The organism is Micromonospora psammae (genome assembly GCF_036902725.1).
In the GTDB taxonomy this organism is placed as follows: domain Bacteria; phylum Actinomycetota; class Actinomycetes; order Mycobacteriales; family Micromonosporaceae; genus Micromonospora.
On record NZ_JBAKHM010000021.1, the window covers coordinates 29072 to 50988 of the forward strand.

The 21917-nt window shown below is 72.8% G+C and carries 29 protein-coding genes; 18 read left to right on the top strand and 11 right to left on the bottom strand.

Features of this window, described 5'->3' with window-relative positions; genetic code table 11:
* The first annotated feature begins 8 nt into the window (after positions 1-8).
* Positions 9-464: an Rv0361 family membrane protein gene (locus V6U79_RS22515; protein ID WP_334531269.1), complete on the top strand. Its 456-nt coding sequence runs from the start codon at positions 9-11 to the stop codon at positions 462-464.
* On the opposite strand, the gene V6U79_RS22520 is transcribed toward V6U79_RS22515, so the two are convergent.
* The 4 genes from V6U79_RS22520 to V6U79_RS22535 all read right to left on the bottom strand — a co-directional run bounded on the left by V6U79_RS22520 (position 461) and on the right by V6U79_RS22535 (position 4334).
* The gene (locus V6U79_RS22520; RefSeq protein WP_334615713.1) at positions 461-1177 is read right to left on the bottom strand and encodes a thymidine kinase; all 717 of its coding nucleotides are present in this window, start codon (positions 1175-1177) and stop codon (positions 461-463) included. The two genes, V6U79_RS22515 and V6U79_RS22520, sit on opposite strands and share 4 nt — an antisense overlap.
* A gap of 41 nt (positions 1178-1218) precedes the next feature.
* Positions 1219-2604 (bottom strand): MFS transporter, encoded by a 1386-nt coding sequence (locus tag V6U79_RS22525; protein WP_334531265.1) that lies wholly within the window; start codon positions 2602-2604, stop codon positions 1219-1221.
* Between the two features lie 16 nt (positions 2605-2620).
* A complete protein-coding gene (locus tag V6U79_RS22530; protein WP_334615714.1) occupies positions 2621-3388 on the bottom strand; it encodes a glycerophosphodiester phosphodiesterase family protein in 768 nt (255 codons plus the stop codon).
* Positions 3389-3491: 103 nt separating this feature from the next.
* Complete coding sequence (locus V6U79_RS22535) at positions 3492-4334, bottom strand: SDR family NAD(P)-dependent oxidoreductase (RefSeq protein WP_334615715.1); 843 nt, start codon at positions 4332-4334, stop codon at positions 3492-3494.
* Positions 4335-4381: 47 nt separating this feature from the next.
* Here V6U79_RS22535 and V6U79_RS22540 point away from each other — a divergent pair, with 47 nt between their 5' ends.
* A complete protein-coding gene (locus tag V6U79_RS22540) occupies positions 4382-4645 on the top strand; it encodes a hemerythrin domain-containing protein (RefSeq protein WP_334615716.1) in 264 nt (87 codons plus the stop codon).
* A gap of 21 nt (positions 4646-4666) precedes the next feature.
* Here the strand turns inward: V6U79_RS22540 and V6U79_RS22545 are convergent, their stop codons facing one another.
* A complete protein-coding gene (locus tag V6U79_RS22545) occupies positions 4667-5437 on the bottom strand; it encodes a lysophospholipid acyltransferase family protein (RefSeq protein ID WP_334615717.1) in 771 nt (256 codons plus the stop codon).
* Between the two features lie 169 nt (positions 5438-5606).
* Here V6U79_RS22545 and V6U79_RS22550 point away from each other — a divergent pair, with 169 nt between their 5' ends.
* Positions 5607-7019, top strand: coding sequence for a cytochrome ubiquinol oxidase subunit I (locus V6U79_RS22550; protein WP_334615779.1), 1413 nt, complete (start codon positions 5607-5609; stop codon positions 7017-7019).
* Between the two features lie 15 nt (positions 7020-7034).
* Positions 7035-8033 carry a cytochrome d ubiquinol oxidase subunit II gene (cydB, locus tag V6U79_RS22555; protein WP_334615718.1) on the top strand — a complete coding sequence of 333 codons (999 nt, stop codon included), beginning with the start codon at positions 7035-7037 and terminating at the stop codon, positions 8031-8033.
* A gap of 68 nt (positions 8034-8101) precedes the next feature.
* Here cydB and V6U79_RS22560 read toward each other — a convergent pair whose 3' ends face one another.
* A complete protein-coding gene (locus V6U79_RS22560) occupies positions 8102-8542 on the bottom strand; it encodes a MarR family winged helix-turn-helix transcriptional regulator (protein ID WP_334615719.1) in 441 nt (146 codons plus the stop codon).
* A 101-nt stretch (positions 8543-8643) separates the two neighbouring features.
* Here V6U79_RS22560 and V6U79_RS22565 point away from each other — a divergent pair, with 101 nt between their 5' ends.
* Together V6U79_RS22565 and V6U79_RS22570 are read left to right on the top strand one after the other, a co-directional pair.
* On the top strand, positions 8644-9099 hold the full coding sequence (locus V6U79_RS22565; protein WP_334533932.1) for a MarR family winged helix-turn-helix transcriptional regulator: 456 nt from the start codon (positions 8644-8646) through the stop codon (positions 9097-9099).
* Positions 9100-9233: 134 nt separating this feature from the next.
* A complete protein-coding gene (locus tag V6U79_RS22570; RefSeq protein ID WP_334615720.1) occupies positions 9234-9857 on the top strand; it encodes a hypothetical protein in 624 nt (207 codons plus the stop codon).
* On the opposite strand, the gene V6U79_RS22575 is transcribed toward V6U79_RS22570, so the two are convergent.
* Positions 9854-10444 (bottom strand): hypothetical protein, encoded by a 591-nt coding sequence (locus V6U79_RS22575; RefSeq protein ID WP_334615721.1) that lies wholly within the window; start codon positions 10442-10444, stop codon positions 9854-9856. The two genes, V6U79_RS22570 and V6U79_RS22575, sit on opposite strands and share 4 nt — an antisense overlap.
* Positions 10445-10667: 223 nt before the next feature.
* On the opposite strand from V6U79_RS22575, the gene V6U79_RS29845 reads away from it, so the two are divergent.
* Complete coding sequence (locus V6U79_RS29845; RefSeq protein ID WP_442933808.1) at positions 10668-11114, top strand: zinc ribbon domain-containing protein; 447 nt, start codon at positions 10668-10670, stop codon at positions 11112-11114.
* 9 nt (positions 11115-11123) lie between these two features.
* A complete protein-coding gene (locus V6U79_RS22580) occupies positions 11124-12326 on the top strand; it encodes a GNAT family N-acetyltransferase (RefSeq protein ID WP_334615723.1) in 1203 nt (400 codons plus the stop codon).
* Between the two features lie 38 nt (positions 12327-12364).
* Here the strand turns inward: V6U79_RS22580 and V6U79_RS22585 are convergent, their stop codons facing one another.
* The 3 genes from V6U79_RS22585 to V6U79_RS22595 form a co-directional block, all read right to left on the bottom strand.
* Entirely contained in the window at positions 12365-13051 is a 687-nt protein-coding gene (locus V6U79_RS22585) for a hypothetical protein (protein ID WP_334615724.1), read from the bottom strand.
* A gap of 68 nt (positions 13052-13119) precedes the next feature.
* Positions 13120-13581, bottom strand: a complete 462-nt coding sequence (locus tag V6U79_RS22590; protein WP_442933809.1) for a peroxiredoxin — start codon at positions 13579-13581, stop codon at positions 13120-13122.
* Positions 13582-13631: 50 nt separating this feature from the next.
* Positions 13632-14462, bottom strand: coding sequence for a patatin-like phospholipase family protein (locus V6U79_RS22595; RefSeq protein WP_334615725.1), 831 nt, complete (start codon positions 14460-14462; stop codon positions 13632-13634).
* 76 nt (positions 14463-14538) lie between these two features.
* On the opposite strand from V6U79_RS22595, the gene V6U79_RS22600 reads away from it, so the two are divergent.
* The 9 genes from V6U79_RS22600 (at position 14539) to V6U79_RS22640 (ending at position 19952) form a co-directional block, all read left to right on the top strand.
* The gene (locus V6U79_RS22600) at positions 14539-15267 is read left to right on the top strand and encodes an SDR family NAD(P)-dependent oxidoreductase (protein ID WP_334615727.1); all 729 of its coding nucleotides are present in this window, start codon (positions 14539-14541) and stop codon (positions 15265-15267) included.
* Positions 15268-15465: 198 nt separating this feature from the next.
* Positions 15466-15912 (top strand): VOC family protein, encoded by a 447-nt coding sequence (locus V6U79_RS22605; protein WP_334615781.1) that lies wholly within the window; start codon positions 15466-15468, stop codon positions 15910-15912.
* Positions 15913-15951: 39 nt separating this feature from the next.
* Positions 15952-16116 (top strand): hypothetical protein, encoded by a 165-nt coding sequence (locus V6U79_RS22610; protein ID WP_334615728.1) that lies wholly within the window; start codon positions 15952-15954, stop codon positions 16114-16116.
* A 322-nt stretch (positions 16117-16438) separates the two neighbouring features.
* A complete protein-coding gene (locus V6U79_RS22615; protein ID WP_334615729.1) occupies positions 16439-17146 on the top strand; it encodes a hypothetical protein in 708 nt (235 codons plus the stop codon).
* Between the two features lie 7 nt (positions 17147-17153).
* Complete coding sequence (locus V6U79_RS22620) at positions 17154-17723, top strand: MauE/DoxX family redox-associated membrane protein (RefSeq protein ID WP_334615730.1); 570 nt, start codon at positions 17154-17156, stop codon at positions 17721-17723.
* A complete protein-coding gene (locus tag V6U79_RS22625; RefSeq protein ID WP_334615731.1) occupies positions 17720-18253 on the top strand; it encodes a hypothetical protein in 534 nt (177 codons plus the stop codon). The genes V6U79_RS22620 and V6U79_RS22625 overlap by 4 nt, the downstream gene beginning before the upstream one ends.
* Positions 18250-19191: a peptidoglycan-binding domain-containing protein gene (locus tag V6U79_RS22630; protein WP_334615732.1), complete on the top strand. Its 942-nt coding sequence runs from the start codon at positions 18250-18252 to the stop codon at positions 19189-19191. The genes V6U79_RS22625 and V6U79_RS22630 overlap by 4 nt, the downstream gene beginning before the upstream one ends.
* Positions 19188-19367: a hypothetical protein gene (locus V6U79_RS22635; RefSeq protein ID WP_334615733.1), complete on the top strand. Its 180-nt coding sequence runs from the start codon at positions 19188-19190 to the stop codon at positions 19365-19367. Before V6U79_RS22630 ends, V6U79_RS22635 begins: the two co-directional genes overlap by 4 nt.
* A gap of 87 nt (positions 19368-19454) precedes the next feature.
* Positions 19455-19952, top strand: a complete 498-nt coding sequence (locus V6U79_RS22640) for a hypothetical protein (protein WP_334615734.1) — start codon at positions 19455-19457, stop codon at positions 19950-19952.
* Positions 19953-20223: 271 nt separating this feature from the next.
* Here V6U79_RS22640 and V6U79_RS22645 read toward each other — a convergent pair whose 3' ends face one another.
* The gene (locus V6U79_RS22645) at positions 20224-20817 is read right to left on the bottom strand and encodes a GNAT family N-acetyltransferase (RefSeq protein ID WP_334615735.1); all 594 of its coding nucleotides are present in this window, start codon (positions 20815-20817) and stop codon (positions 20224-20226) included.
* Between the two features lie 75 nt (positions 20818-20892).
* Here V6U79_RS22645 and V6U79_RS22650 point away from each other — a divergent pair, with 75 nt between their 5' ends.
* On the top strand, positions 20893-21912 hold the full coding sequence (locus tag V6U79_RS22650; protein ID WP_334615736.1) for a tyrosine-type recombinase/integrase: 1020 nt from the start codon (positions 20893-20895) through the stop codon (positions 21910-21912).
* The last annotated feature ends 5 nt before the right edge of the window (positions 21913-21917 follow it).

The window sequence follows — 21917 nt, forward strand, 5'->3', positions numbered from 1 at the left end:
CGCAGGTGATGGGCGGTGACGGGTGGACCCGACCGGCCCGGGCCCGCCGTCCGCTGCGGACCGGGTTGGTGCTGGGCGGCCTGACGATGGCCCTGTGCCTGGTCGGGGTGGCCGGGTTGGGCACCTGGAACGTCCAGGTGGTCACCGGGGCCAGCGGCCCGGTGCGCGACACCGCGGACGGGTTCTTCCGGGAGGTCGCCGCCGGGGACGTCGACCAGGCCTACCAGCGGCTCTGCGCGCAGGCGCGCAGCCGGTGGAGCGAGGTCGGTTTCGCCGGCTGGGTGCGGACCCCGCCGCTGGTCAGCGGCTACGAGATCGTCGACGTGTCGGTGCGGACGAAGGCCGGACGGCCGGTCGGCGAGGTGACCGTCCGGGTCACCCGCGACGGTGGGGCCGCCGAGGAGCGCCGGCTGCCGGTGGTGAAGGAGGACGGCGAATGGCGGGTCTGCGGCGACCCGTACTAGGAGCGCGGGCCGAGGTCGCCGCTGCGGTAGTGACGGCGGCAGAGCACCTGGTAGCGCACCTCGGCGGTGTCCGCGGTGTCGCCGATGACGACCTGCGCGCCCTCGCGGACCACCCGGCTATCGACGACCCGGGCGTTGAGCAGCCCCTCCCGGCCGCACCAGCAGAGCACCTCGATCTGGATCCGGGCCACCTCGTCGGCCAGCTCGAACAGCCGCTGCGCGGCCGGGAAGAGGCAGGAGCGGAAGTCGGTGGCCAGGCCGAACGCGTACACGTCGACGTCGTAGCCGTCGACCAGCTCGGCCATCTGCTCAACGTGCTCGACGTTGTAGAACGACGCCTCGTCGCAGATCAGGTAGTCGACCCGGACCCCCTCGGCCCAGGTGTCGCGGACCAGCGCGCGCAGGTCGAGGGAGTCGGTGACCTCGACCGCCGAGTGGGCCAGGCCGATGCGGCTGGTCACCTGCGGTCCGAGGGACCGGTCGATGCGGGTGGTGACCAGGCCGCGGCGGCCCTGCCGGGCGTGGTTGTAGTTCATCTGCAACGCCATGGTCGACTTGCCGGAGTCCATCGGCCCCCAGAAGAACTTCAGCGCGGCGGCGTGCAGGGGACGCCCGTCGACGCCGCGGGCGGCGGCGCAGCCGGCCCGGCTGTCGTCCGGGCCCGGCAGGGGGCGGGCCAGGCAGGTCAGGGCGGCAGCGGCGTCGTCGGTCACGTCGGGGCAGCCTAGTCCATCGATCCGTTCCGATCGGCTGGTCAGAGCACCCGGGGCGGGGTGTTGCCGGCGGCGATGATGGCGCGGCGGATCGGCACGGCGGCCAGCAGCGCGAAACCCACCACGAAGAAGATCAGCAGTGAGACCAGGCCCACCCGGTAGGAGGCGGTGAGCTGGAACACCAGGCCGAAGGCGAGCGGCCCGAGCCAGCTGGTGCCCTTGTCGCTGATCTCGTAGAAGCCGTAGTACTCGCCCTCCTTGCCGGCCGGGATGAGCTGGCTGAACAGTGACCGGCTCAGCGCCTGACTGCCGCCGAGGACCAGGCCGATCGCCCCGCCGAGTGCCATGAACGGCAGCGGCGCCTCGGCGGGCAGCCGGAACGCGGCGATGATCACACCGGTCCAGAGCGCCAGGGACAGCAGCACCGTCTTCCACGCGCCGATGCGCCGGGCCAGCGCGCCGAGGGTCAGCGCGCCGCCGAAGGCGAGGAACTGCACCAGCAGGATCGTCACGATCAGGGTGTCCTGCCCCAGCCGCAGCTCCTCGGTGCCGTACTGACTGGCCAGGGTGATGACGGTCTGGATGCCGTCGTTGTAGACCAGGAAGGCGAGCAGGAAGAACAGCGTCAGCGGGTACGCCTTGATCTGCCGCAGGGTGCGGCCGAGCTGGCGGAACCCGTCGGTGAGCACGTTGCCGCCGCCGGCCAGCGCCGCGGCGGTGGGGCGTTCGCGCAGCCAGCGCAGCGGCACCAGGGTGAACGCCGCCCACCAGACGCCGGCGGACACGATGGACCAGCGGGCCAGGTCGAGGGTGCGCTGCGGGTTGCCCTCCTCGCTGAGCATGGTGACCGCGACCAGGTTGAGCGCGAGCAGCACCCCGCCGCCGAGGTAGCCGATCGCCCAGCCGCGGCTGGAGATGCCGTCGCGTTCGTCGGGGCCGCCCAGCAGCGGCAGGAACGAGTTGTAGACGACGATCGCCGCGCCGAAGGAGATGTTGGCGACCAGGAACAGCGCGCCGCCGAGCAGGTACCGGTCGCCGGTGACGAAGGCCATCGCGATGGTCGCCCCGGCGCCGGTGAAGGCGGCCCCGGCCAGCAGCCGCTTCTTGTGGGCCGACCGATCGGCGATCGCCCCGATCACCGGCAGGACGAAGACGGTGAGGAACACCGACAGCGAGATCAGGTACGGATAGTAGGAGCCGGCCGCCACCTTGATGCCGAGCGGGTACACGTGCCCGTCGCAGGAGTCCGCGCCGAGTTCGCACCCGGCGGCCAGCTCGGTGACGGTGGTGAGGAACGGGCCGAGGAAGACGGTGATGACAGTGGTCTGGAAGGCGGAGTTGGCCCAGTCGTAGACGTACCAGCCGGTGCGTTCGCGGCGGGTGCTCGCCGGGTTGGCGGCGGCGGTGGGGGTGACCGTGTCGGCCATCGCGGTCCTCGGGGTTTCAGGCGGCCCAGTGGCCGCGGCTGCGGTAGACGTCGCGCAGCACGCCGACGTGATCGGTCATGATGCCATCCACCCCAAGATCAAGTAAGTCGTGCATCTGGGCGGGTTCGTCGATCGTCCAGACGTGCACCTGCAACCCGAGCCGGTGGCAGTAGGCGAGGAATCGGCGATCCACCACCGGCACCCGGCCGTAGCGCGGCGGGACCTGCGCGGCCACCACCGACGGCGGCAGCCGCAGCGGCCGCCCGTGCAGCGAGGCCATCCGCAGCCGGGCCACCCCGCGCATGCCCAGGCCGGTGGCGACCCGCCCCCCGGTCGCCGCTCGCAGCCGGGTCAGCCGGGCGTCGCTGAAGGAGGCCAGCAGCACCCGATCGGCCGCGCCCACCCGCGTCACCGTCTCGACCGTCGGCGCGACCCCGCCGTCGGACTTCACGTCGATGTTGAACCGGACCTGCGGCCACGCGCCCAGGACCTCGTCGAGCCGGGGTACGACGGCGGCCCCGCCGACCCGCACCGACGCCAGGTCGGCCCAGCGCAGCTCGGCGATGCGCCCCCGCTCACCGGTGACCCGCTCCAGGGTGGCGTCGTGGAAGACCACGGCGACCCCGTCGGCGGTGCCGTGCACGTCGGTCTCCACGTACCGGTAGCCGAGGCCTACCGCCCGGGCGAACGCCTCGACGGTGTTCTCGTCGCCCTCGGCGGCGCCGCCGCGATGGGCGAAGGCCAGTGGCGCCGGGGCGTCCAGGTAGCCGGGTCGGGTCAGCACGCAGCGCAGTATGCCTCGCGCCGGGGGCTGCCGGATGACCGGCCGGCGAGCACCCGACGTCGCCGCCTGCTCCGTCGTTTCCCTCGCCGCCCGACGGCGGGCTTCAGCGCAGCCAGCCGCCGGTCAGGTCGGTGACCGCAGTCCCGGCGAGGTCGGCCAGTTTCACCCGGACGAACTCCCGCGCCGTCGTCGAGGTCTGGGTACGCGGCGGCGGGGTCGGACCGGTGACGACCGCGACCACGACGGTGGCGGCGTCCGCCGAGGACTGCGCCGCCGCGAACGCCCCGCCGGCGCGGTCGAGGTACGCCCGCAGCGCCGGTGCGTACACCCCGGCCTGCGCGAGCGCGCGGTCCCGGTCGATGCCGATGTTGGCGACGAACTCGCTGGCCACCGCGCCCGGCTCCACCACGGCGACGGTCACTCCGACGCTCGCCGCGACCGGCGCGAGGGACTCCATGAACCCCTCGACGGCGAACTTCGCCGCGCAGTACGCCTCGTTGAACGGCTGCCCGATGACCCCGCCGACGCTGGTGACGCTGACCAGCCGGCCCCGGCTGGCCCGCAGGTGCGGCAGCGCGGCCCGGCTGACGTGCAGCACCCCGAAGAAGTTGACCTCCATGACGGCCCGCACGTCGTCGACGGTCTCCTGTTCCAGGGTGCCGAGGTGCCCGGCGCCGGCGTTGTTGACCACCGCGTCGAGCCGCCCGTACGCCGCCACGGTCTCGGCCACGGCGGCGGCGGCCGAGTCCGCGTCGGCCACGTCGAGGCGGCGTACGTCGATGAGGTCGGCGACCCCGGCGGCGTCGGCGGCGGCGCGCAGCCGGTCGGCGCGCCCGAGGTCACGCATGGTGGCCACGGTGCGCCAGCCGGCGCGCGCGCAGCCCAGCGCGATCTCCAGGCCGATGCCGGTGGAAGTGCCGGTGACCAGCACCGTCTGCTCGCTCATGTCTGCCCTGCCTTTCCTGTGGAACGCCTGCGGGCAGGCTCTCACCGTTGCGGGCCGCGCGAGGCCAACTCCGGGTTGCCCGGCGGGGGAGCGGACGCCAGCCGGATCTGGCCCCGGTGCTCGACCGCCTCGCCGCCGAGCGCCGGACGATGGCGGCGCTGCTGGACGAGCTGCGTGTCGTCCTGGCCACACCCGTCGCCGGCCCCGACGCGCTGGGCCGCGAGGTGGACCGCCTGACCAGCCAGGTACGGGCGCACCTGGCGTACGAGGAGGAGCAGCTGGTGCCGATCCTGAACGCCGCCGGCGAGTGACGTGGTCGCCGCCCGACGGGGTCAGGCCGCCGGGGGGCGGCGGTGGGCGCGGCTGGTGTCGACGGGGCGACCGGGGTCGACGTGGCGGGGCCGGTCCGGCTCGTCGCGGCGCAGCGGCGCCAGCGCGTCGGTGATCGCGTCGATGATCCGGTCGGTGCCCTGCCGGGCGGCGCCGGGCGTGCCGTGGGCCAGGTCGTGCAGGTCGAGGGGTTCGCCGAAGCGCACCCGGATCACCGGTCGGCGCAGCAGCGACCGGGCGACGCCGCGCAGCAGGCCCTTGGGCGCCCGGTACGGCAGCACCTCGTGTGAGCCCCACTGGGCGACCGGAATGACGGGGGCGCCGCAGGCCAGGGCGAGTCGGGCGGTGCCGGTCTTGCCGCGTTCGGGCCACAGGCCGGGGTCCAGGCCGATGCGTCCCTCCGGGTAGACCAGCACCACGGAACCGGCGGCGACCGCGGCGGCGGCGTCGGCGAGGGCGTGGTGCACGGCGGCGGTGCCCCGGTCGACGCGCAGGTGGCCGGCGTGGCGCATCAGCGCGCCGAGCACGGGGGCGCGGAACAGCCCGCCGGTGGCCATGAAGCGGGGTGCGACGCCCCGGGCCCGGCAGGCGGCGGCCAGCACGACCGGGTCGAAGGGGCTGATGTGGTTGGCGGCCAGGATCAGCGGCCCCCGGCGCAGGTGTGCCGGCACGTCGCCGGTGACCTCCAGTCGGGCCAGGGCGGCGACGGCGAGGCGGGCGATCAGCTGGGCGGTGCGCCAGAGCAGCGGCGGCTGCCATCCGGTGGTGTCCATCAGGGGTGGATGGTCGCACGGGGGAAGGTGGCGGTGGGGTGGGACGCCGGGCCGGGGCGGCAGAGGTGATCAAGGTCATCGGTCCCGGGCCGGTTCGAGCCCCCCGATTCCTCTACGACGCGCAGTAGTATTTACTACGTCTCGTAGTATGAACAGCTGGGGGTGCCAGGTGGACGCGTTGGACGTCGCCCGGTGGCAGTTCGGTGTCACCACCGTCTACCACTTCCTTTTCGTGCCGCTGACCATCGGCCTGTCCGTGCTGGTCGCCATCCTCCAGACGCTGTGGCACCGCACCGGCAACGAGCGGTACCTCAAGCTCACCAAGTTCTACGGCAAGCTCTTCCTGATCAACTTCGCGATGGGCGTGGTCACCGGCATCGTGCAGGAGTTCCAGTTCGGCATGAACTGGAGCGACTACTCCCGCTTCGTCGGCGACATCTTCGGCGCACCCCTGGCCATCGAGGCCCTGGTCGCGTTCTTCCTCGAATCCACCTTCATCGGCCTGTGGATCTTCGGCTGGGACCGGCTGCCCAAGCGCCTGCACCTGGCCAGCATCTGGGCCGCCGCGATCGGCTCCAACCTCAGCGCCTACTTCATCCTCGCGGCGAACTCGTTCATGCAGAACCCGGTCGGCTACCGGATCAACCCCGACACCGGCCGCGCCGAACTCACCGACTTCGTCGCCGTGCTGACCAACAAGGTCGCGCTGATCACCTTCCCGCACACCCTGGCCGGATCGTTCCTGGTCGCCGGCTCGCTGGTGGTCACCGTCGGCCTCTGGCACGTGATGCGCAACCGCGGCAGCGCCGACACCGGGGCGTACCGGTTCGCCACCAGGTTCGGCTCCTGGGTGGTCCTGGTCTCCGCGGCGCTGGTGGCCATCACCGGCGACATCCAAGGCAAGATCATGACCCAGGTGCAGCCGATGAAGATGGCCGCCGCCGAGGGCCTCTACAGCACCGAGAGCCCCGCCTCGTTCTCCGTGCTCACCATCGGCAGCCTCGACGGCAGCCGGGAACTGTTCGCCATCAAGATCCCGTACCTGCTGTCGTACCTGGGCACCGGCGACCCCAACGGCACCGTCCAGGGCATCAACGACCTGCAGGCCCAGTACGCCAGCCAGTACGGCGCCGGCAGCTACACCCCGATCATCCCGGTCACCTACTGGAGCTTCCGCTTCATGATCGCCTTCGGGATGGCCGCCGCCGCGATCGCCCTGCTGGTGCTCTGGTCCCAGCGCAAGGGCCGCACCCCGACCAACCGCTGGTTGCTGCGCGCCGGCCTGGTCATGCCCGTGCTGCCCCTGCTGGCCAACTCCTTCGGCTGGATCTTCACCGAGATGGGCCGCCAGCCGTGGATCGTCTACGGCGAGATGCTCACCCGCAACGGGGTGTCCCGCAGCGTGTCGCTGGCCGAGGTGCTCACCTCCTTCACCGCCTTCACCCTGATCTACGCCACCCTCGCGGTGATCGAGTTCAAACTCCTGGTCCGCTACGCCCGCGCCGGCGTCCCCGACCTCACCCCCGCCCCGGAACCCGACGACACCGACGACGCCGAGCGCCCGCTCGCCTTCGCCTACTGACCCCGGAGCCCCACCGTGGAACTGACCACCATCTGGTTTCTCCTCGTCGCCGTCCTCTTCACCGGCTACTTCGTCCTCGAAGGCTTCGACTTCGGCGTCGGCATGCTGCTGCCCGTCCTCGGCCGCGACGACCGGGAACGCCGCGTCCTGATCAACACCATCGGCCCGGTCTGGGACGGCAACGAGGTCTGGCTGATCACCGCCGCCGGCGCCATGTTCGCCGCCTTCCCCGAGTGGTACGCCACCCTCTTCTCCGGCTTCTACCTGCCGCTGCTGCTGATCCTGCTCGCCCTGATCGCCCGCGGCGTGGCCTTCGAATACCGGCACAAGCGGCCCGAGGCGTCCTGGAAGCGCCGCTGGGACCAGGCGATCTTCTACGGCTCCCTGGTGCCGGCGATCCTCTGGGGCGTCGCCTTCGCCAACATCCTGCGCGGCGTGCCGCTGGACGCCGACCACGAGTACGTCGGCGGCCTGCTCGACCTGCTGCACCCGTACGCCCTGCTCGGCGGGGCCACCACCGCCGTGCTGTTCCTCACCCACGGCGCCGTCTTCATCGCCCTGAAGACCACCGGCGACATCCGCGAGCGCGCCGGCGCGCTCGCCGTGCGGCTGGGCGTCGGCGCCGCGGTCCTCGCGGTGGCCTTCCTGGCCTGGACCCTGAACATCCGCTCCAGCGCCGCCGCCGTCGTGCTCGCCGCCGGCGCGGCCCTGGCCCTGCTCGGCGGGCTCGCCGCCGCCCGGGTACGCCGGGAGGGCTGGGCGTTCACCGGCACCGCCGTGGCGATCGCCCTGGCTGTGGCCACCCTCTTCGCGGCGCTGTTCCCCAACGTGCTGCCCTCCACCGGCGACCCCGCCGGCACCCTCACCGCCGTCAACGCCGCCTCCACCCCCTACACCCTGAAGATCATGACCTGGGTGGCGGTGATCTTCACCCCGATCGTCCTCGCCTACCAAGGTTGGACCTACTGGGTGTTCCGCAAGCGGATCGGGGTAGTGAACATTCCGCAACACTGAGACCACGCGTGGGGCGCGAGGGAGACGCGGGGCCGGGGCGAGGGGGTCGCACCGGCCCCGCGACGCGGTCAGCCCCGGCCGGCCGCCAGGTCCTCGTCGGCCCGCCGCTTCACCAGGGCCAGCACCCGGCCCGCGACGGCCATCTCCTCGGCGGGGATGCCCGCGTAGAGGCGGGCGGTGATGCCGGCGACGGCGTCGTCGACGCGACCCCGAACGTCCCGGCCGGCGGCGGTGAGCGCGACGCGGGCGTCGTCCTGCCGGATGAGCCCGGCCTCGGCCAGTTCGGCGATCGTCGCCCGCGCCGCCGGCTCGTCGACCTTCAGGGCGCCGGTGATCCGGTCGGTGAGGGCGGCGCGGTCGACCGCGCCACCCTCGCGGGCGACGACACCGAGCACGACCGACTGGGTGAAGGAGATCCCGAGCCGGGCCAGTTCACGTTCCAGTACGGCTCGGGTGGCGTGGTGGGCCTGGCCGAGGACCTGGCCGTCGAGGGCGGGTGTGGGGGACATGGGCACTCCTCCCGATCTTTCCGTTGGCGCGGCCAACGTTGGCGCGGCCAACGTATCAGAGATCGTGGGCCGAGCCAACGAACGCTGGTAGCGTCCGCCACGTGGAGACCACCGACGGTTCGCAGCCACCCACCCGCCTACGGGCCACCCCGAGCTGGCTGCTCACCCAGACCGCCGCACACGCCGCCCGCCTCGTCACCGAAGGACTCGGCCGGATCGACGCCCGCGGCTACCACTACCGGCTGCTCGCCGCGCTGGAGGAGTACGGCCCGGCCAGCCAGGCCGAACTGGGCCGTCGCTGCGGCATCGACCGCAGCGACGTGGTGGCCGCCCTCAACGAACTCGCCGCCCGCGACCTCGTCCGACGCTCACCCGACCCCACCGACCGGCGCCGCAACATCGTCACCATGACCGCCGCAGGCGAACGGGAGCTACACCGGATCGCACACACCCTGACCCGGATCCAGGACGACCTGCTCGCCCCACTCACCCCCACCGAACGGGACCAGCTGTCCCGCCTGCTGACCAGAGTCCTGCACCACCACAGCCGCCCCTGACCCACCGGCCGCCCGAAAACCGGCGGACCGACCCGACCCACGCCGCTAGAGCTGCAACGGCAGTTGGTCAGGGGTAGCCGCGTCGTCGGTAGTGGGCAGGTCCGGGCTTGGCGTTCGCTCCGTACCCTCACATCGTGCTGGCGTTCTCCTTGGCTCGCGGCGTTACTGGCCAGGGCCGAACTCGGCGACCTCGCGACGTGGATCGGCGCGATCGCGAACCTGGCCACCGTCGTTCCCGCGGTGGTCGCGTCCTGGTCGCGTTCCGGGTCTACCGGATCGAGTCGGCTCCCGACCAGCGCGCCGAGCAGGACCGTCGGGAGCCGGCGGCGGACGAGCGGCGAAGCCAGGCTCAGGGCGTGTCGGTGTGGTACGCGCCCATGCTGAAGCGGTTACCGGCGCGTGCGATCGAAATCGCCAGCGACATGATGACGGTTAACGTCTGGACAGCGTACGTCCTCAACGCCTCCGAGCAGCCCATCCATGACGTGCAGGTCGTCTTCGCCCGCTCGCAACCACGCTTGGCGGTTCCCATGGGCGGGCCAGCCCGGAGAATCCGGCTGCCGGAGCTTGTCCGGACTGTGCCGCCGCACCAGGGTGCCTTGGCTGTGGAAATACCCAGCGAGATGGAACACCTCGTACCGTCCGAAGCGCTGCCCAATGAGCTCAGCGTCGCGCTGGGCTCTCGTGACGCGGCAGGCCGCCGCTGGATGCGCGACTGGGATGGCTTCCGTGCAAGGAGGAGGTCGCGCGCACCCTAGATCTTCGGTGCGACGGATTGGGCGATCTTGATCAGTGCCTCCTTGTCGTCCGGCGCACCGTGCACAATCAGCACCCGCATCTGCGAGCCCGTCACCTTTGCTGCGGCGACCGAACCGATGCCGCCCGCCTCGTCGTAGGCGGCGGTGTCACCGATACCGTTGAGCGGCTCGCCGGTCCGGTTGGACAGGGCGGCGCGGACGTTGGCCGCCGCCGACGAGCCATTGTCCGGTGCGACCGACACGCCGACGGTGAGGAACAGCCGGCCGGCGTTGGCGAAGTCGCACGCGTAGGTGGTGGCACCGGTGCTCTTGACGGGCTTGTTCTCCTCGGCCTTCACGTCGGTCACGTTGAACGTCGAGTCGATGGTCTTCATGTCGACCAGCGGGCACGCGGCGCTGATCTTCTGCTTCGAGCCGCCCGCCGGCGCCGTCGTTTTCGCGCCGCCCGCGGCCGGCGACGCGGAGACACCGCTCTGCCACGTGGCGCCAACTGAGGCACCATCCTGCCCGCAGCCGCTGATCGACAGCAGGGTTACTGCCGTCGTGATGACCAGTGCCGTGCGGCGGTGGGCGATGTCGCTTCGCATCGTGATAGTCCCATCGGGTTGACGTCGGATCCGGTGTTGCCGGTAACGGCCGCCGTTGCCTGCCGCCGCGCATTCGCCCGGCGACCGGTTGCTGTGCCGAGAGCAGGGGCGCGCGTCCGGCGCAGACGGACAGTACCCGAGGCCGAGGACACGATCGGGGCGGCGTCCTGCCGCAGCCGCGGGCGCAAGTCGCTCACCCCTAGGCCGTGTCTTCAACGGTCACATGCAGGTCCTCACCGACAAAGCTGTCCAGGCGGGCATCACCGTCGACCTCGTCGACGAGCGCGGCACGTCCTCCACCTGCCCCACCTGTCTGCGGCGAGTGCCGAAACCCCGCGGCCGGACCCTGACCTGCCCGCACTGCACGTTCTCCGGGCACCGTGACCTGATCGCGGCAGCCATCATCGCCACCCGCACCTCGGGCGGCGGACCCACCGCCTGCACAGCAGCCGTTCTGCTGCCCGAGGTGGTCAAGCACCGTCGAGCCGGCCGACACCTCCCCGGTGCCAGCCAGTCCCGGCGTGATCCCCGCCGCTCACCACAGGCGGCGAGAGGATCAGTTGGCCCGCGGAGGCCCGCCCCACCACCAGGTGGGGAGTCGCTCGCCACACGGCGAGGATCCACAACGGCGTATCGGAAACCCGGTGAACGTTGGTGGACACCGCACTAGGGTGTGCCGGTGCCCACCACCCCGAACGTCCGTGAACTCACCGCCGACGAGCTGGCCGACGCCTGGCAGCTCGGCCGGCTCGCCTTCGGCTCCGCTCCGCAGCCACCCCCGCACGCCACCACCCCGGTGCCCGGGATGACCCGCTACGGCGCCTTCGACGCCACCGGCCGGCTCGTCGGCAAGGCCGTCGACCTGCACCACGACCAGTGGTGGACCGGCCGGCCGGTCCCCGCCGCCGACGTCGCGGGCGTCGCCGTCGCCCCCGAGGCGCGCGGCCGGGGCGTCGCCCGCGAGCTGCTGCGCGCCCTGCTGCGCGGCGCGCACGAGCGGGGCGCCGCCGTCAGCGCGCTCTTCCCCACCGTCGGCGCCCCCTACCGCGCCTGCGGCTGGGAGGTCACCGGCGTGCTGCGCACGGTCGACCTGCCCACCGCCGTCCTGACCCGGCCCCGCACCACCGGGCGGCTGGCCGTCCGTCCCGGCGACCTCGCCGACCTGCCCGCCGTGTTCGACCTCTACGAGCAGGTCACCCGGCACCGCAACGGCCTGCTCACCCGGCGCGGCCCGGTGTTCGACCACTACCGCGACCAGTTCACCGCCGACGACCCGCCCTTCGACGGGCTCACCCTCGTCGAACAGGACGGACGCCTCGTCGGCTACGCCGGCTGGAACCGCGGCCGAGGCTACGGCCCCGACGCCGTCCTCACCGTCGAGGACCTCTTCGCCACCACCGCCGACGCCGCCCGGGAACTCGTCGGCGTCCTCGCCAGCTGGCACAGCGTCACCCCGACGCTGCGGCTGACCCCGCTGCCCGGCGACGCCCTCGCCGCCCAGCTGCCGCTGGAGAAGGCCCGCGAACACGAGCAGGACACCTGGATGCACCGCCCCGTCGACGTCGCCCGCGCGGTGGGGGAGCGGGGCTGGCCCGGCCACGCACGCGGCAGCGTCGAGTTCACCCTCGACGACGAACTCGCCGACTGGAACACCGGCACCTGGCGCCTGGAGGTCGCCGACGGCGCCGCCCAGCTCACCCGCGTCACCACCGAAGCCGCCCTGCACCTGTCCGTACGCGGCTTCGCCCTGCTCTACGCCGGCGCCGCCACCGCCCAGTCGGTCACCGACGCGGGCCTGCTGCGCTGCGCCACCGGCGCCGACCCCCGGGCCCTGGACCTGCTGGCCGCCGGGGGGCCAGCGCACCTGCTCGACTACTTCTGACCGGTCGGCGGGGCCGCCTCAACGGCCCCGCCACCCGTTCAGCGGGCCTCGCGCAGCTCCGCCAGGCGCGCCTCGATCTCCGCCAGCTCGGCGCGCAGCTTCTCCGCCTGCTGCTCGGCCTCGGCCCGCTCCGCGCCCAGGATCTGCTCCACCGCCTCCTGCACCCCCGGCACGTCCACCAGCGCCACCATCTTCAACGCCTCCGCCGGCTTCACCACGTACGGCTTCGCCAGCGCCTTGCTGCCCTGCTGCGCCGCCACCGTCCACTCGCCGTCGGCGTACGCCAACGTCACCGTCAGCCCCGCCGGACCCTTCGGCTTCACGGCCTTCACCGCCCGCCGGGCCGGCTTCGCCTCCACCTGCTGCTCCACCTTCGGCTCCTCCCGCCGCGGCGCCGGCACCCGCGGGGTGTCCAGCACGAACTCCGGCTCCACCGGCGCGACCGGCTCCTCGGCCGGCGGCTCCGGCTTCGCCTCCACCACCTTCCGACCCACCCCGCGCGGCGCCACCGCCACGTCGGCGGGGGAGAAGGGCAACTCGTCGCGGCCGAAACGCACCACCACGAACTCGTCGGACACCGCCGGATCGGTCAGCTCCACCACCTGACCCACCTGCCCGGCGACCTGCCCCGCCGAGGCGGTGAACACCACCTTCGGCTTCCGCCCGGCCGCCAACGCCTCCCGGATGCCGGCTACCTCGTCATCGGACAAACCCTGGCCCGCCATCACAGCCCTCTTCCGTACACGTGTCTGATTGCTGCCCTTGATACCAGCCGGCTGCGACAGCCGGAAGATCAACCCCCCAGGGCGCGCAACGCCTGATCCGCGTGACCGTTCATGTCCAGCTCACTGTGGATCACCGCGAGCACCCGCCGGTCCACCCCGATCACGAACGTCATCCGCCGCATGCTCAACGGCCCCAACGGCAGCCGACGCCGCACCCCGAACGACTCCGCCACCACACCGTCCACATCCGACAACAACGGATAGTCGAAACCGTGCCGCCGGGAGAACTCCGCCTGCTTCTCCACCGGATCCCGGCTGATCCCCACCCGCTGCGCCCCCACCGCCGCGAACTCCGCCGCCAGATCCCGGAAGTGGCAACTCTCCGCCGTGCACCCCCGCGTCATCGCCGCCGGATAGAAGAACAACACCACCGGACCCGAAGCCAACAGCTCCGACAACCGCCGCGGTGTACCCGTCTCGTCCGGCAGGACGAAATCCTCCATCACGTCACCGACGCCCACACCCGCCACCGCGCACCTCCACGCTCGCCGCACCGACGCGCGCAGCGTACGCGCCGCGCTCAGCCCCACACCGCCGCCACCTCCTCGGCCACCACCGCCGCCTGCGCGAAGCCCGCCCGCGCCGCGGCCGCCCGCCGCGCCGGATCCAGCACGTTGCGCCCGATCGCCGCCCGCGCCGCCCGATCCGGCGACACCACCGCCACCCGCGCCGCCGCCCGCAACGCCGCCACCTGCGCCGACAACCGCGGCATCGGCCCGAACGCCGACGTCACCGGCGCCAACACCACCACCCGCTGCGCACCCGCGGCCAGGTCCGCGTTCACCGCCGAGCGCACCCCACCGTCGACGTACCGCCGCCCACCGATCGTCACCGGCGGCCACACCCCCGGCACCGCGCAACTGGCCCCCACCGCGTCCACCAACGACACCCCACCACCGGCGTCGAACACCACGAACTCACCCGAGGCGGCGTCCACCGCCGTGACCAGCAACCGCCGCGCCGGCCACTCCCGCACCGGCAACCGCGCCTCGATCACCGCCCGCCGCGACGCCTCCGACGGGGTACGCGCCGCCAGCGCCATCGCCCCGATCCGCGCCCGCGCCCGCACCGCGTCCCGGGTACGACCACCCGCCCACACCAACCGCGCCACCGCCGCCACCCCGAACCGCGCCGCCACCTCACCCACCGCCGGCGCCAACTGCGCCTGGTACGACTCACCCACCGGCCGCCCCGAGCACAACTGCGCACCCACCACCGACCCGGCCGACGTACCCACCACCAGATCCGCCTCCGCCAGCGCCACCCCCCGCCGCGCCAACCCGGCCAGCAGCCCCCACTCCCAGGCCACCCCCGTCACCCCGCCGCCGCCCAACACCAACGCCCGCGTCACCTGTGACCACCCTCTCCCTGCCCGCCCGGTGCCGGAAACGGTAGCGTCGCCTCACCCGGAGCAGGGGAGCGGCGCATTGAACCCAGTCACCGTCGTCACCGGCGGCAGCCGCGGCATCGGCGCCGCCACCGCCCGCCGGCTCGCCCACGACGGCCACGACGTGGCCATCGGCTACCGCCGCGACCACGACGCCGCCGCCGGAGTCGTCGCCGACATCCACGCCCTCGGCCGGCGCGCCGTCGCCGTACCCGCCAACACCACCGACCCCGAGCAGATCGCGCGGCTCTTCGACGCCGCCGCCGACCTCGGCCCCCTCACCGGGCTGGTCAACAACGCCGGCGTCACCAGCCCCATCGGGCCCTTCACCGACCTGCGCCCCGACGACCTGCGCCAGGTCGTCGACGTCAACCTCCTCGGGTACGTCCTCTGCGCCCAGCAGGCCACCCGCCGGCTCACCCGCGGCGGCGCCATCGTCAACATCTCCTCCGCCGCCGCCACCCTCGGCAGCCCGGGGGAGTACATCCACTACGCCGCGGTCAAGGCCGCCACCGACACCCTCACCATCGGCCTGGCCAAGGAGCTCGCCCCGCACGGCATCCGGGTCAACGCCGTCGCCCCCGGCGTCATCCGCACCGACATCCACACCCTCTCCGGCGTGCCCGACCGCGCCGACACCGCCGCCGGCCGGATACCGATGGGCCGCGCCGGCGAACCCGACGAGGTCGCCGGCGCCGTCGCCTGGCTGCTCGGCCCGGACGCCTCGTACACCACCGGCGCGGTGCTGCGCGTCGCCGGCGGCCTGTGACACGGCCCCGGGCCGCCGCCCCGGGCCACCCCGCTCAGCCCTGGCACCAGCCGTCAGGCTTTTCATGACTTTTCGTTTTCTGGGGATTTCGGACGATTGCTGGTTGAGGATGGGCGCAGGGAGCCAGGCAAGGGCACAGAAACCGAAGGCGTGGAAACGTCGCTGCCATCGCAGGGGAGAGGAGTCGACAGCGTGGACATGAGACTCGAGTTCGTCATGGTGCCCGTCGCCGATGTGGGCCGGGCCAAGAGCTTCTACCAGTCGCTGGGGTGGCGGGAGGATGCCGACCTCGGCGAGGGGCCTGGCCGGGTGGTGCAGATGACGCCACCTAGGTCGGACTGCTCGGCCATGTTGGTGGGCCCCACTTACACCAACATGGCGCCCGGCTCGGTGCAGGGCCTCTGGCTGGCGGTGAACGACGTCGAGGCGGCCCGGGCCGACCTGGCGGGCCGCGGCGTCGACGTGAGCGAGGTGTTCCACGCCGAGGGCGGTGGCATACCCCTCCCGGGCGGTCAGGGACGGGTCCCCGGCCTGGCCCCGAACCGCGCGAGCTACTTCTCGTTCGCCTCGTTCAACGACCCGGACGGCAACGGCTGGTTCCTCCAGGAGATCACCACGCGCTTCCCCGGCCGACTGTGGGAGTGAGTGCCGGGCCGGCGAGTCTCGCGAACAAGGAGCGCTCCCATGCCAACGACCTATGACTCGGTCGCCGACCTGGCAGCCGCACTGCGACGCGCGGAGGCCGCACACGGCCGCCACGAGCAGGAGACCGGACCCGACCCGGACTGGCCGGCCTGGTACGCGCAGTACATGGCCGACGAACAGGCCAAGCCCGAAGCGAGCCGATGAGCGACTGAGCTGACGACGTCATCGTTGAGCCACGTCGACCGCCCCTGACCTGTGCCGGCTCAAGATGGTGGGAACTGCTGCGCATCAGCCCTTCCCACCATCTTGAGCCGAGTTGTCTCCAGCGACGATGAAGGCCTCGCCACGGCCGCCCCGTTCGGTCGGCGCGATGGCTCGCTGCCGGATGGCCCCGATCCCACCACCGGCAGGGCACGAGCGGTCAGCCGATGCGGTGAAGAAGAGCGACATCGGCACTTGCGAGTGATATTCGACACACGGATAATTCGACGCCACACATGCCGCACCTCACGGGGGAGGTGGAGTGATGGCAACCACGAAGGCTCCGGTCGCACACCGTGCCATGGATGGCCGACGCTTCCTGCTCAGCGGCCCACTCGACCTCAGCGCGCCGTTCACCTCGGTGGTCGAGCTGACCATCGCCGGCCGCCAGCACGAATTCACCGCCGGCTCGGTGGGCCTGGCCGACGAGCTGGCACAGGCCCTCGGCGTCACCGGCTTCGACGAGCAACTCAACTATCAGGGCGGCACCCTGTCCACGGCGCGCGTGACGTCGTACGACGCGCAGGTGCGGCTGGACGAGGACCGGCTGGTGGCGGCCTGGCGCGGGCGCCGGTACTGCTTCGTCACCCAGTTGTACGGCGCCTCGACCACAGACCTGCTCGCGGTGCTGCGGACACTGCGAATCGCCGAGCACGACGACGGCCTCGTCGTGCGCCCCGACCCCCGGGCCGCCAGCCGGCTCACCGCGCCGGCGACGGTGCTCAAACAGGTGCCCGGACTCGGCCTGCTGGACATGACGCCACTCACCGCGGAGCGCGCGCGACAGCTGCCGTCGTGGCGAGGGCTGCGCACCGGGGCGGGAGAACTCTTCCGCGACACGCTCTCGGACGGCAAGCCCTACTTCGTGCTCGCCGCCGCGGACACCTGGGTGACCGTGCTACCACTGGCCGACACGGTGCTCGACCGGGTGCCGGACCTGGTCGACCGGCTACGCGTCCAGTCGGCCCAGTGAGGCTGTCGTGTCAGCCCTGGCCGCCAGCGTCGCGGCGTACACCGTGCTCCTCACCCTGCTCGTCGCGTGCGGTGAGCACCTCTCGAAGCCGGCGGCGCTGTCGACGGCCCTGGCCGCCCACCGGGTGGTCCCCGCGCCGTCCACCGTCGCGGCGGTGGTCATCGCGACCGAGGGCCTGCTCGGCGCAGCCGGAGTCGTCGCCCTGCTCCGCGACGACGGTGGCCGACTGCTGGGCCTGGTCCTGGCCGCCAGTTGCGCACTCCTGGCGACGTACGCCGGCTACGCCCGGTACGTCACGTCGACCGGTCGGGCCGTCCCCTGCGGCTGCTCCCGGGTGGAACTGCCGATGACCGGTTGGGTGGTGGGGCGCGCCGCCACGCTCGCCGGCATGGCCCTGGCCGGATCACTGCTGTCCGGCGCGGTCGTGCCGGTGGGGCGAGCCGGCATCCCACTCACCATCGTCCTGCTCGCCGCAGCGACGTTCACCGCGCTCCTGGCGCACCTGCCAGCCGCCATGCACGACCCGACCCCGGATCAGCCGCCACTCGAGGTGACACGAGGAGAGGTACCCGGATGAGTTTCCAGACGAGCGCGGTGATCCTGAGCTGGATCGCCATCCTGCTGCTGGCCCTCGTGGTGTCCGGCCTGGTACGCCAGGTGCACGCCCTGTCCAGCGGCGCCGTCGGCCGCCGCGCGGCCGTCGGCCTGCGGCCCGGCTCGCCGGCGCCCGGGTTTCGTGACCTCGCGCCGCCGTCCCCGGCCACCCTTGTCCTGCTCTTTCTCGACGGCGGCTGCGCGACCTGCGACCAACTGCTCGACGAAGCCACTGAACAGGGTCCACGGACCGATGCGGTGCTTCGAGTCCTCTACCGGCAGGCTGTCCCGCCACAAGCGGCCGACCGGCCGATGACCATCCTCGGCGAGCAGGCGGACCTCTTCGACCGGTACGACGCGATCGCCACTCCGTTCGCCGCCGTGATCGACCCGGGCGGGCGCGTCCGACGCTCCGAGCCCGTCGGCTCCCGGGTGGCTTTGCGCCAACTGCTCGACCAGGTCGGCAACCCGTCCGGCCAACCGGCTCCGAGCCAACGAGGAGGCGCCCGGTGACCACCCTCGACGCCGTACCCGCCCTACGGGGGACAGACCCCGGCACCGGCCCCGCGTCCCGCCGGCACCCGCCGGCGCGCCGGACCAGGGGTCGTCTCACCACGTCCTGGGCGCTGTCCCGGCGCACCCTGCTCCAGGCCGGCACCGCGGTGGGAATGGCCGCGCTGAGCGTCTTCCCGGCCGCCCGCCGTGCCTACGCCGACGGATACACGATCTACGGCGGGTGCCCCACGTACGCCGCCGACCACAACTGCTCCCCGGGCTGCGGCCCCAGCCCGGTCTTCGGTGACGCCTGCAACACCAGCGGCAGCCACGCCGGCTACCACAAGAACGACGGCACGACCTGGAGACTACGGCCGAACCAGTGCTACGCCGGCACGTACGACGGCTGGCTGTGGCGCTACGCCGGCGCGTGCGGCGCCTGCGCCTGCGGCGTCGAACGCCGGTGCCACGACGGGTACCGGAAGACCAGCTCGGGCTGGGTCAGGTCGATCTGCCGCTGGAACACCAGCTGCGGGTGCCTCACCACGGTCAACTGGCCTACCACCAAGCGCGGCCAGACCGGCACGAACGTCTACACCGTGCAACACCTGCTGACCGCTCACGGCCACTCGACCACGGTGGACGGGATCTTCGGCAGCGGCACCGAGACCAGGGTGAAGCAGTTCCAGACGGCCAAGAAGATCACGGCGACCGGCGTCGTCGACGCCAGGACGTGGCCCCTGCTGGCGAGGACCGTGCGCTATTCCCAGAGCGGGCACGCCGTGCGCGGCGCGCAGCGGCAACTCGTCAAGCACGGCTACAGCCTGCCCGTCACCGGGTACTTCGGTTCGCAGACCGAAGGCGCGGTACGGGACGTCCAACGAAAGAGCGGGCTCTACGTCGACGGCATCGTCGGACAGAACACCTGGCGCACCCTCACCGGCGGCGTCGTGTGACGCACCAGCCGCCACCGGTACGCCCCGTCGCGCCGCTGCGCCGCTGGGCCACCGACCCGCTCGTACCCGTCCTGCTGTTCACCGCCGGCGCGGTGCTCGCCGCCGCGTACGGGCACGTGCTCACCTGGGCGCTGGTCGGCGGGCTGGCCGGCTACACCCTCTCCGGCTCGGTTTGAACCCGCAACAGCGCGTACGCGCTGGCCTCGCCCGGGCGGCGAGATCGGAATCCGCAGGGGAGGCTCCTTTCCCTGTTCGTCCTGGGGTTGATCGCCGGCGGCCTGCTCAGCGGGATGGTCCTCGGGGCGCTCTCCGGGTTGTCGGCGCCGCTGCCGATGTCCTGGCGGTACGCCCTCATCGTGGCGGTGGCGCTGCTGGGGGTGCTCCGGGATACCGGGGTGGTGGCTTTCCCCCTGCCGCAGAACGCCTCGCAGGTGCCGCAGGACGTGCTGCGGCGCAGCCCTCGGCGCGGCGCGCTGCGATTCGGATTCGAGCTGGGCACCGGCGTGCGTACGTACGTGTCGGCCTCCGCCCCGTACGTGCTCGCGGTCGCGGTCTTCCTCGGCGGGCAGCGCCTGCAGGTCGCCGCGCTCGCCGGTGTCGGTTTCGGCCTCGGGCGTGCCGCGACCCCGCTCATCCGCCGTGCCTCCGGGGCGGTCGAGGGTTGGGACGCCGACCTGGGCGTCCGACTTCGCACCATCACCGTGGCGGGGTGTGCGGCGCTGGCCGCCGCCTTCGGCCTGCTCTTCCTGCACCAGTTGTAGTGGCTGCGCGGGGGAGCTGGATGGCGCGCCGCATCGTCGGCGCGACCCGGGCGCCTGATCGTCTCCACCCGTCAGCTCGAGTGTGGAAACTGGCAGGGCAAGGATCGTCAGCCACGCGCCGACAGCGAGCGGTGGCTCACGTTGTTCAGCACGACCCCAGGATGGAACAGCGGCTCGCCGGGGTTGAGCATCGGCCCGGCGAGCCCAGGTCCAGCAGGCCCTCGGCTCACCCGAGCTTCATTCGATAATGCACATTATGTCAAGTAAGGCTTCATGAGGCCTCCTCCGGAAGGGGTCGGTCGGTGGCGAGGCGGGAGTGCAGGTGCATGTCGTGCCACCCGTCGGCGTGCCGGCCCTCGCCCCGCTTCGTACCCTCCGCGGCGAAGCCGGCGCGCGTGGCCACTCGGCAGGACGCCGGGTTCGCCGTCGAGTGCGACAGTTCGACCCGGTGCAGCCCCAGCGTGGCGAACGACCACCGGGTCAGCGCGGTCAGCGCCCGCCCGGCGACGCGCCGGCCACGCGTGTGCGGCAGCACCCAGTACGACACCTCGGCCAGGCCCTCCACCAGGTCGACCCGGCGCAGGCCGATCTGCCCGGCGACCTCCCCACCGTGGAGCACGGCCCAGCCGGCGCCGGTCTCGGCGCGCCACCGCCGCGGCCAGCCGGCGATCCAGTCACCGGCCTCGTCGTCGGTCATGGACCGGCAGTGCCAGCGCTGGATGGCCGGGTCGGCGTAGGCGGTGACGACGCTCGGTCGGTCCGCGGGCCGCCACGGCCGCAGCACCACGCCGTCGCCGTGGATCTCCGGCTGGGTCAGCGCCGCCATGGAGCCGGGCGGCACGGCGGGCGTGGCGAGGGACGGCATGCGCCGACTGTAGGGCGCGCCTCTCCCCTTCCCCACCCCTGGCCACGAACCCGAAAAAGCTGCATAATATCCCTTATGCATGACAAACAGGACGAATCGGTTGAGCGCCTCATCGAGGAGTTCCTGACCGCCCGGGCCACCCGCAAGCCCTCCCCCCACACCCTGGAGGCCTACCGACGGGACCTGCGCACCGTCGCCGCGCTCGTCGCCGCGGACGCGACCCCTCCCCTCCCCCTCGACGCCCTGATGATCGACGCCCTCTCCCCCCGCGTCCTGCGGGCGGCGTTCGCCCGGTTCGCCGCTGTCCGGGCGGCGTCCTCGGTGCACCGCGCCTGGTCGAGCTGGAACAGCTTCTTCACCTTCCTGGTGGCCGAGAGCGTGGTCGCGGGCAATCCGATGCCGGCGGTGGACCGTCCCCGCGCGCCGCTCCCCCGGCCCAAGCCGCTGCGCGGCGAGGACACCCCGGAGGAGCTGCTGGCGTCGGTGGCCCGGGAGGACGAGCGGCAGCGTGACCCGTGGCCGGAGCGGGACCTGGCGGTGCTCGCGCTGGCGCTCTGCGCCGGGCTGCGCCTGTCGGAGCTGCTGGCGTTGCGGGTCTCCTCGCTGTCGGGGCGGCCCGGCGAGCGGCGGGTCGACGTGGCGGGCAAGGGCGGCCGGCCCCGGGTGGTGCCGGTGGAGCCGGAGCTGGACGCGGTGCTGCTCGCCTACCTGGACAGTCGGGGCCGCCGGTTCGGCTCGCGGACGGTCCGGCCGGAGTCGCCGCTGCTGGTGGACCGGCGCGGTGAGCCGCTGCGCCGGGGTGGGTTGCAGTACCTGGTGGACTCCTGCTACCGGCGGGCGGGCATCGTGGACCGGGTGCCCGCCGGGGCGCGGCTGCACGCGCTGCGGCACACGTTCGCGACGCGGTTGGCGGAGGACGGGGCGAGCGCGGCGGAGATCATGCGGCTGCTGGGGCACGCGTCGTTGGCCTCGTCGCAGACGTACATCGAGGTCACGGCGGGTCAGCAGCGGGCGGCGGTGCGGTCGAACCGTACCCACCGCGCGCTGGTGGGACTGCTGCCCGCCGGTCGGGATCGGGGTGGGCCGGCGGGGTGAGCGCT

Bases quoted from the DNA above. Each gene is read 5' to 3' on its own strand.
- V6U79_RS22515 (WP_334531269.1), top strand. From the start codon at position 9: ATGGGCGGTGACGGGTGGACCCGACCGGCCCGGGCCCGCCGTCCGCTG.
- V6U79_RS22525 (WP_334531265.1), bottom strand. From the start codon at position 2,604: ATGGCCGACACGGTCACCCCCACCGCCGCCGCCAACCCGGCGAGCACC.
- V6U79_RS22535 (WP_334615715.1), bottom strand. From the start codon at position 4,334: ATGAGCGAGCAGACGGTGCTGGTCACCGGCACTTCCACCGGCATCGGC.
- V6U79_RS22545 (WP_334615717.1), bottom strand. From the start codon at position 5,437: ATGGACACCACCGGATGGCAGCCGCCGCTGCTCTGGCGCACCGCCCAG.
- V6U79_RS22560 (WP_334615719.1), bottom strand. From the start codon at position 8,542: ATGTCCCCCACACCCGCCCTCGACGGCCAGGTCCTCGGCCAGGCCCAC.
- V6U79_RS22575 (WP_334615721.1), bottom strand. From the start codon at position 10,444: ATGCGAAGCGACATCGCCCACCGCCGCACGGCACTGGTCATCACGACG.
- V6U79_RS29845 (WP_442933808.1), top strand. From the start codon at position 10,668: ATGCAGGTCCTCACCGACAAAGCTGTCCAGGCGGGCATCACCGTCGAC.
- V6U79_RS22585 (WP_334615724.1), bottom strand. From the start codon at position 13,051: ATGGCGGGCCAGGGTTTGTCCGATGACGAGGTAGCCGGCATCCGGGAG.
- V6U79_RS22605 (WP_334615781.1), top strand. From the start codon at position 15,466: ATGAGACTCGAGTTCGTCATGGTGCCCGTCGCCGATGTGGGCCGGGCC.
- V6U79_RS22610 (WP_334615728.1), top strand. From the start codon at position 15,952: ATGCCAACGACCTATGACTCGGTCGCCGACCTGGCAGCCGCACTGCGA.
- V6U79_RS22615 (WP_334615729.1), top strand. From the start codon at position 16,439: ATGGCAACCACGAAGGCTCCGGTCGCACACCGTGCCATGGATGGCCGA.
- V6U79_RS22625 (WP_334615731.1), top strand. From the start codon at position 17,720: ATGAGTTTCCAGACGAGCGCGGTGATCCTGAGCTGGATCGCCATCCTG.
- V6U79_RS22645 (WP_334615735.1), bottom strand. From the start codon at position 20,817: ATGCCGTCCCTCGCCACGCCCGCCGTGCCGCCCGGCTCCATGGCGGCG.
- V6U79_RS22650 (WP_334615736.1), top strand. From the start codon at position 20,893: ATGCATGACAAACAGGACGAATCGGTTGAGCGCCTCATCGAGGAGTTC.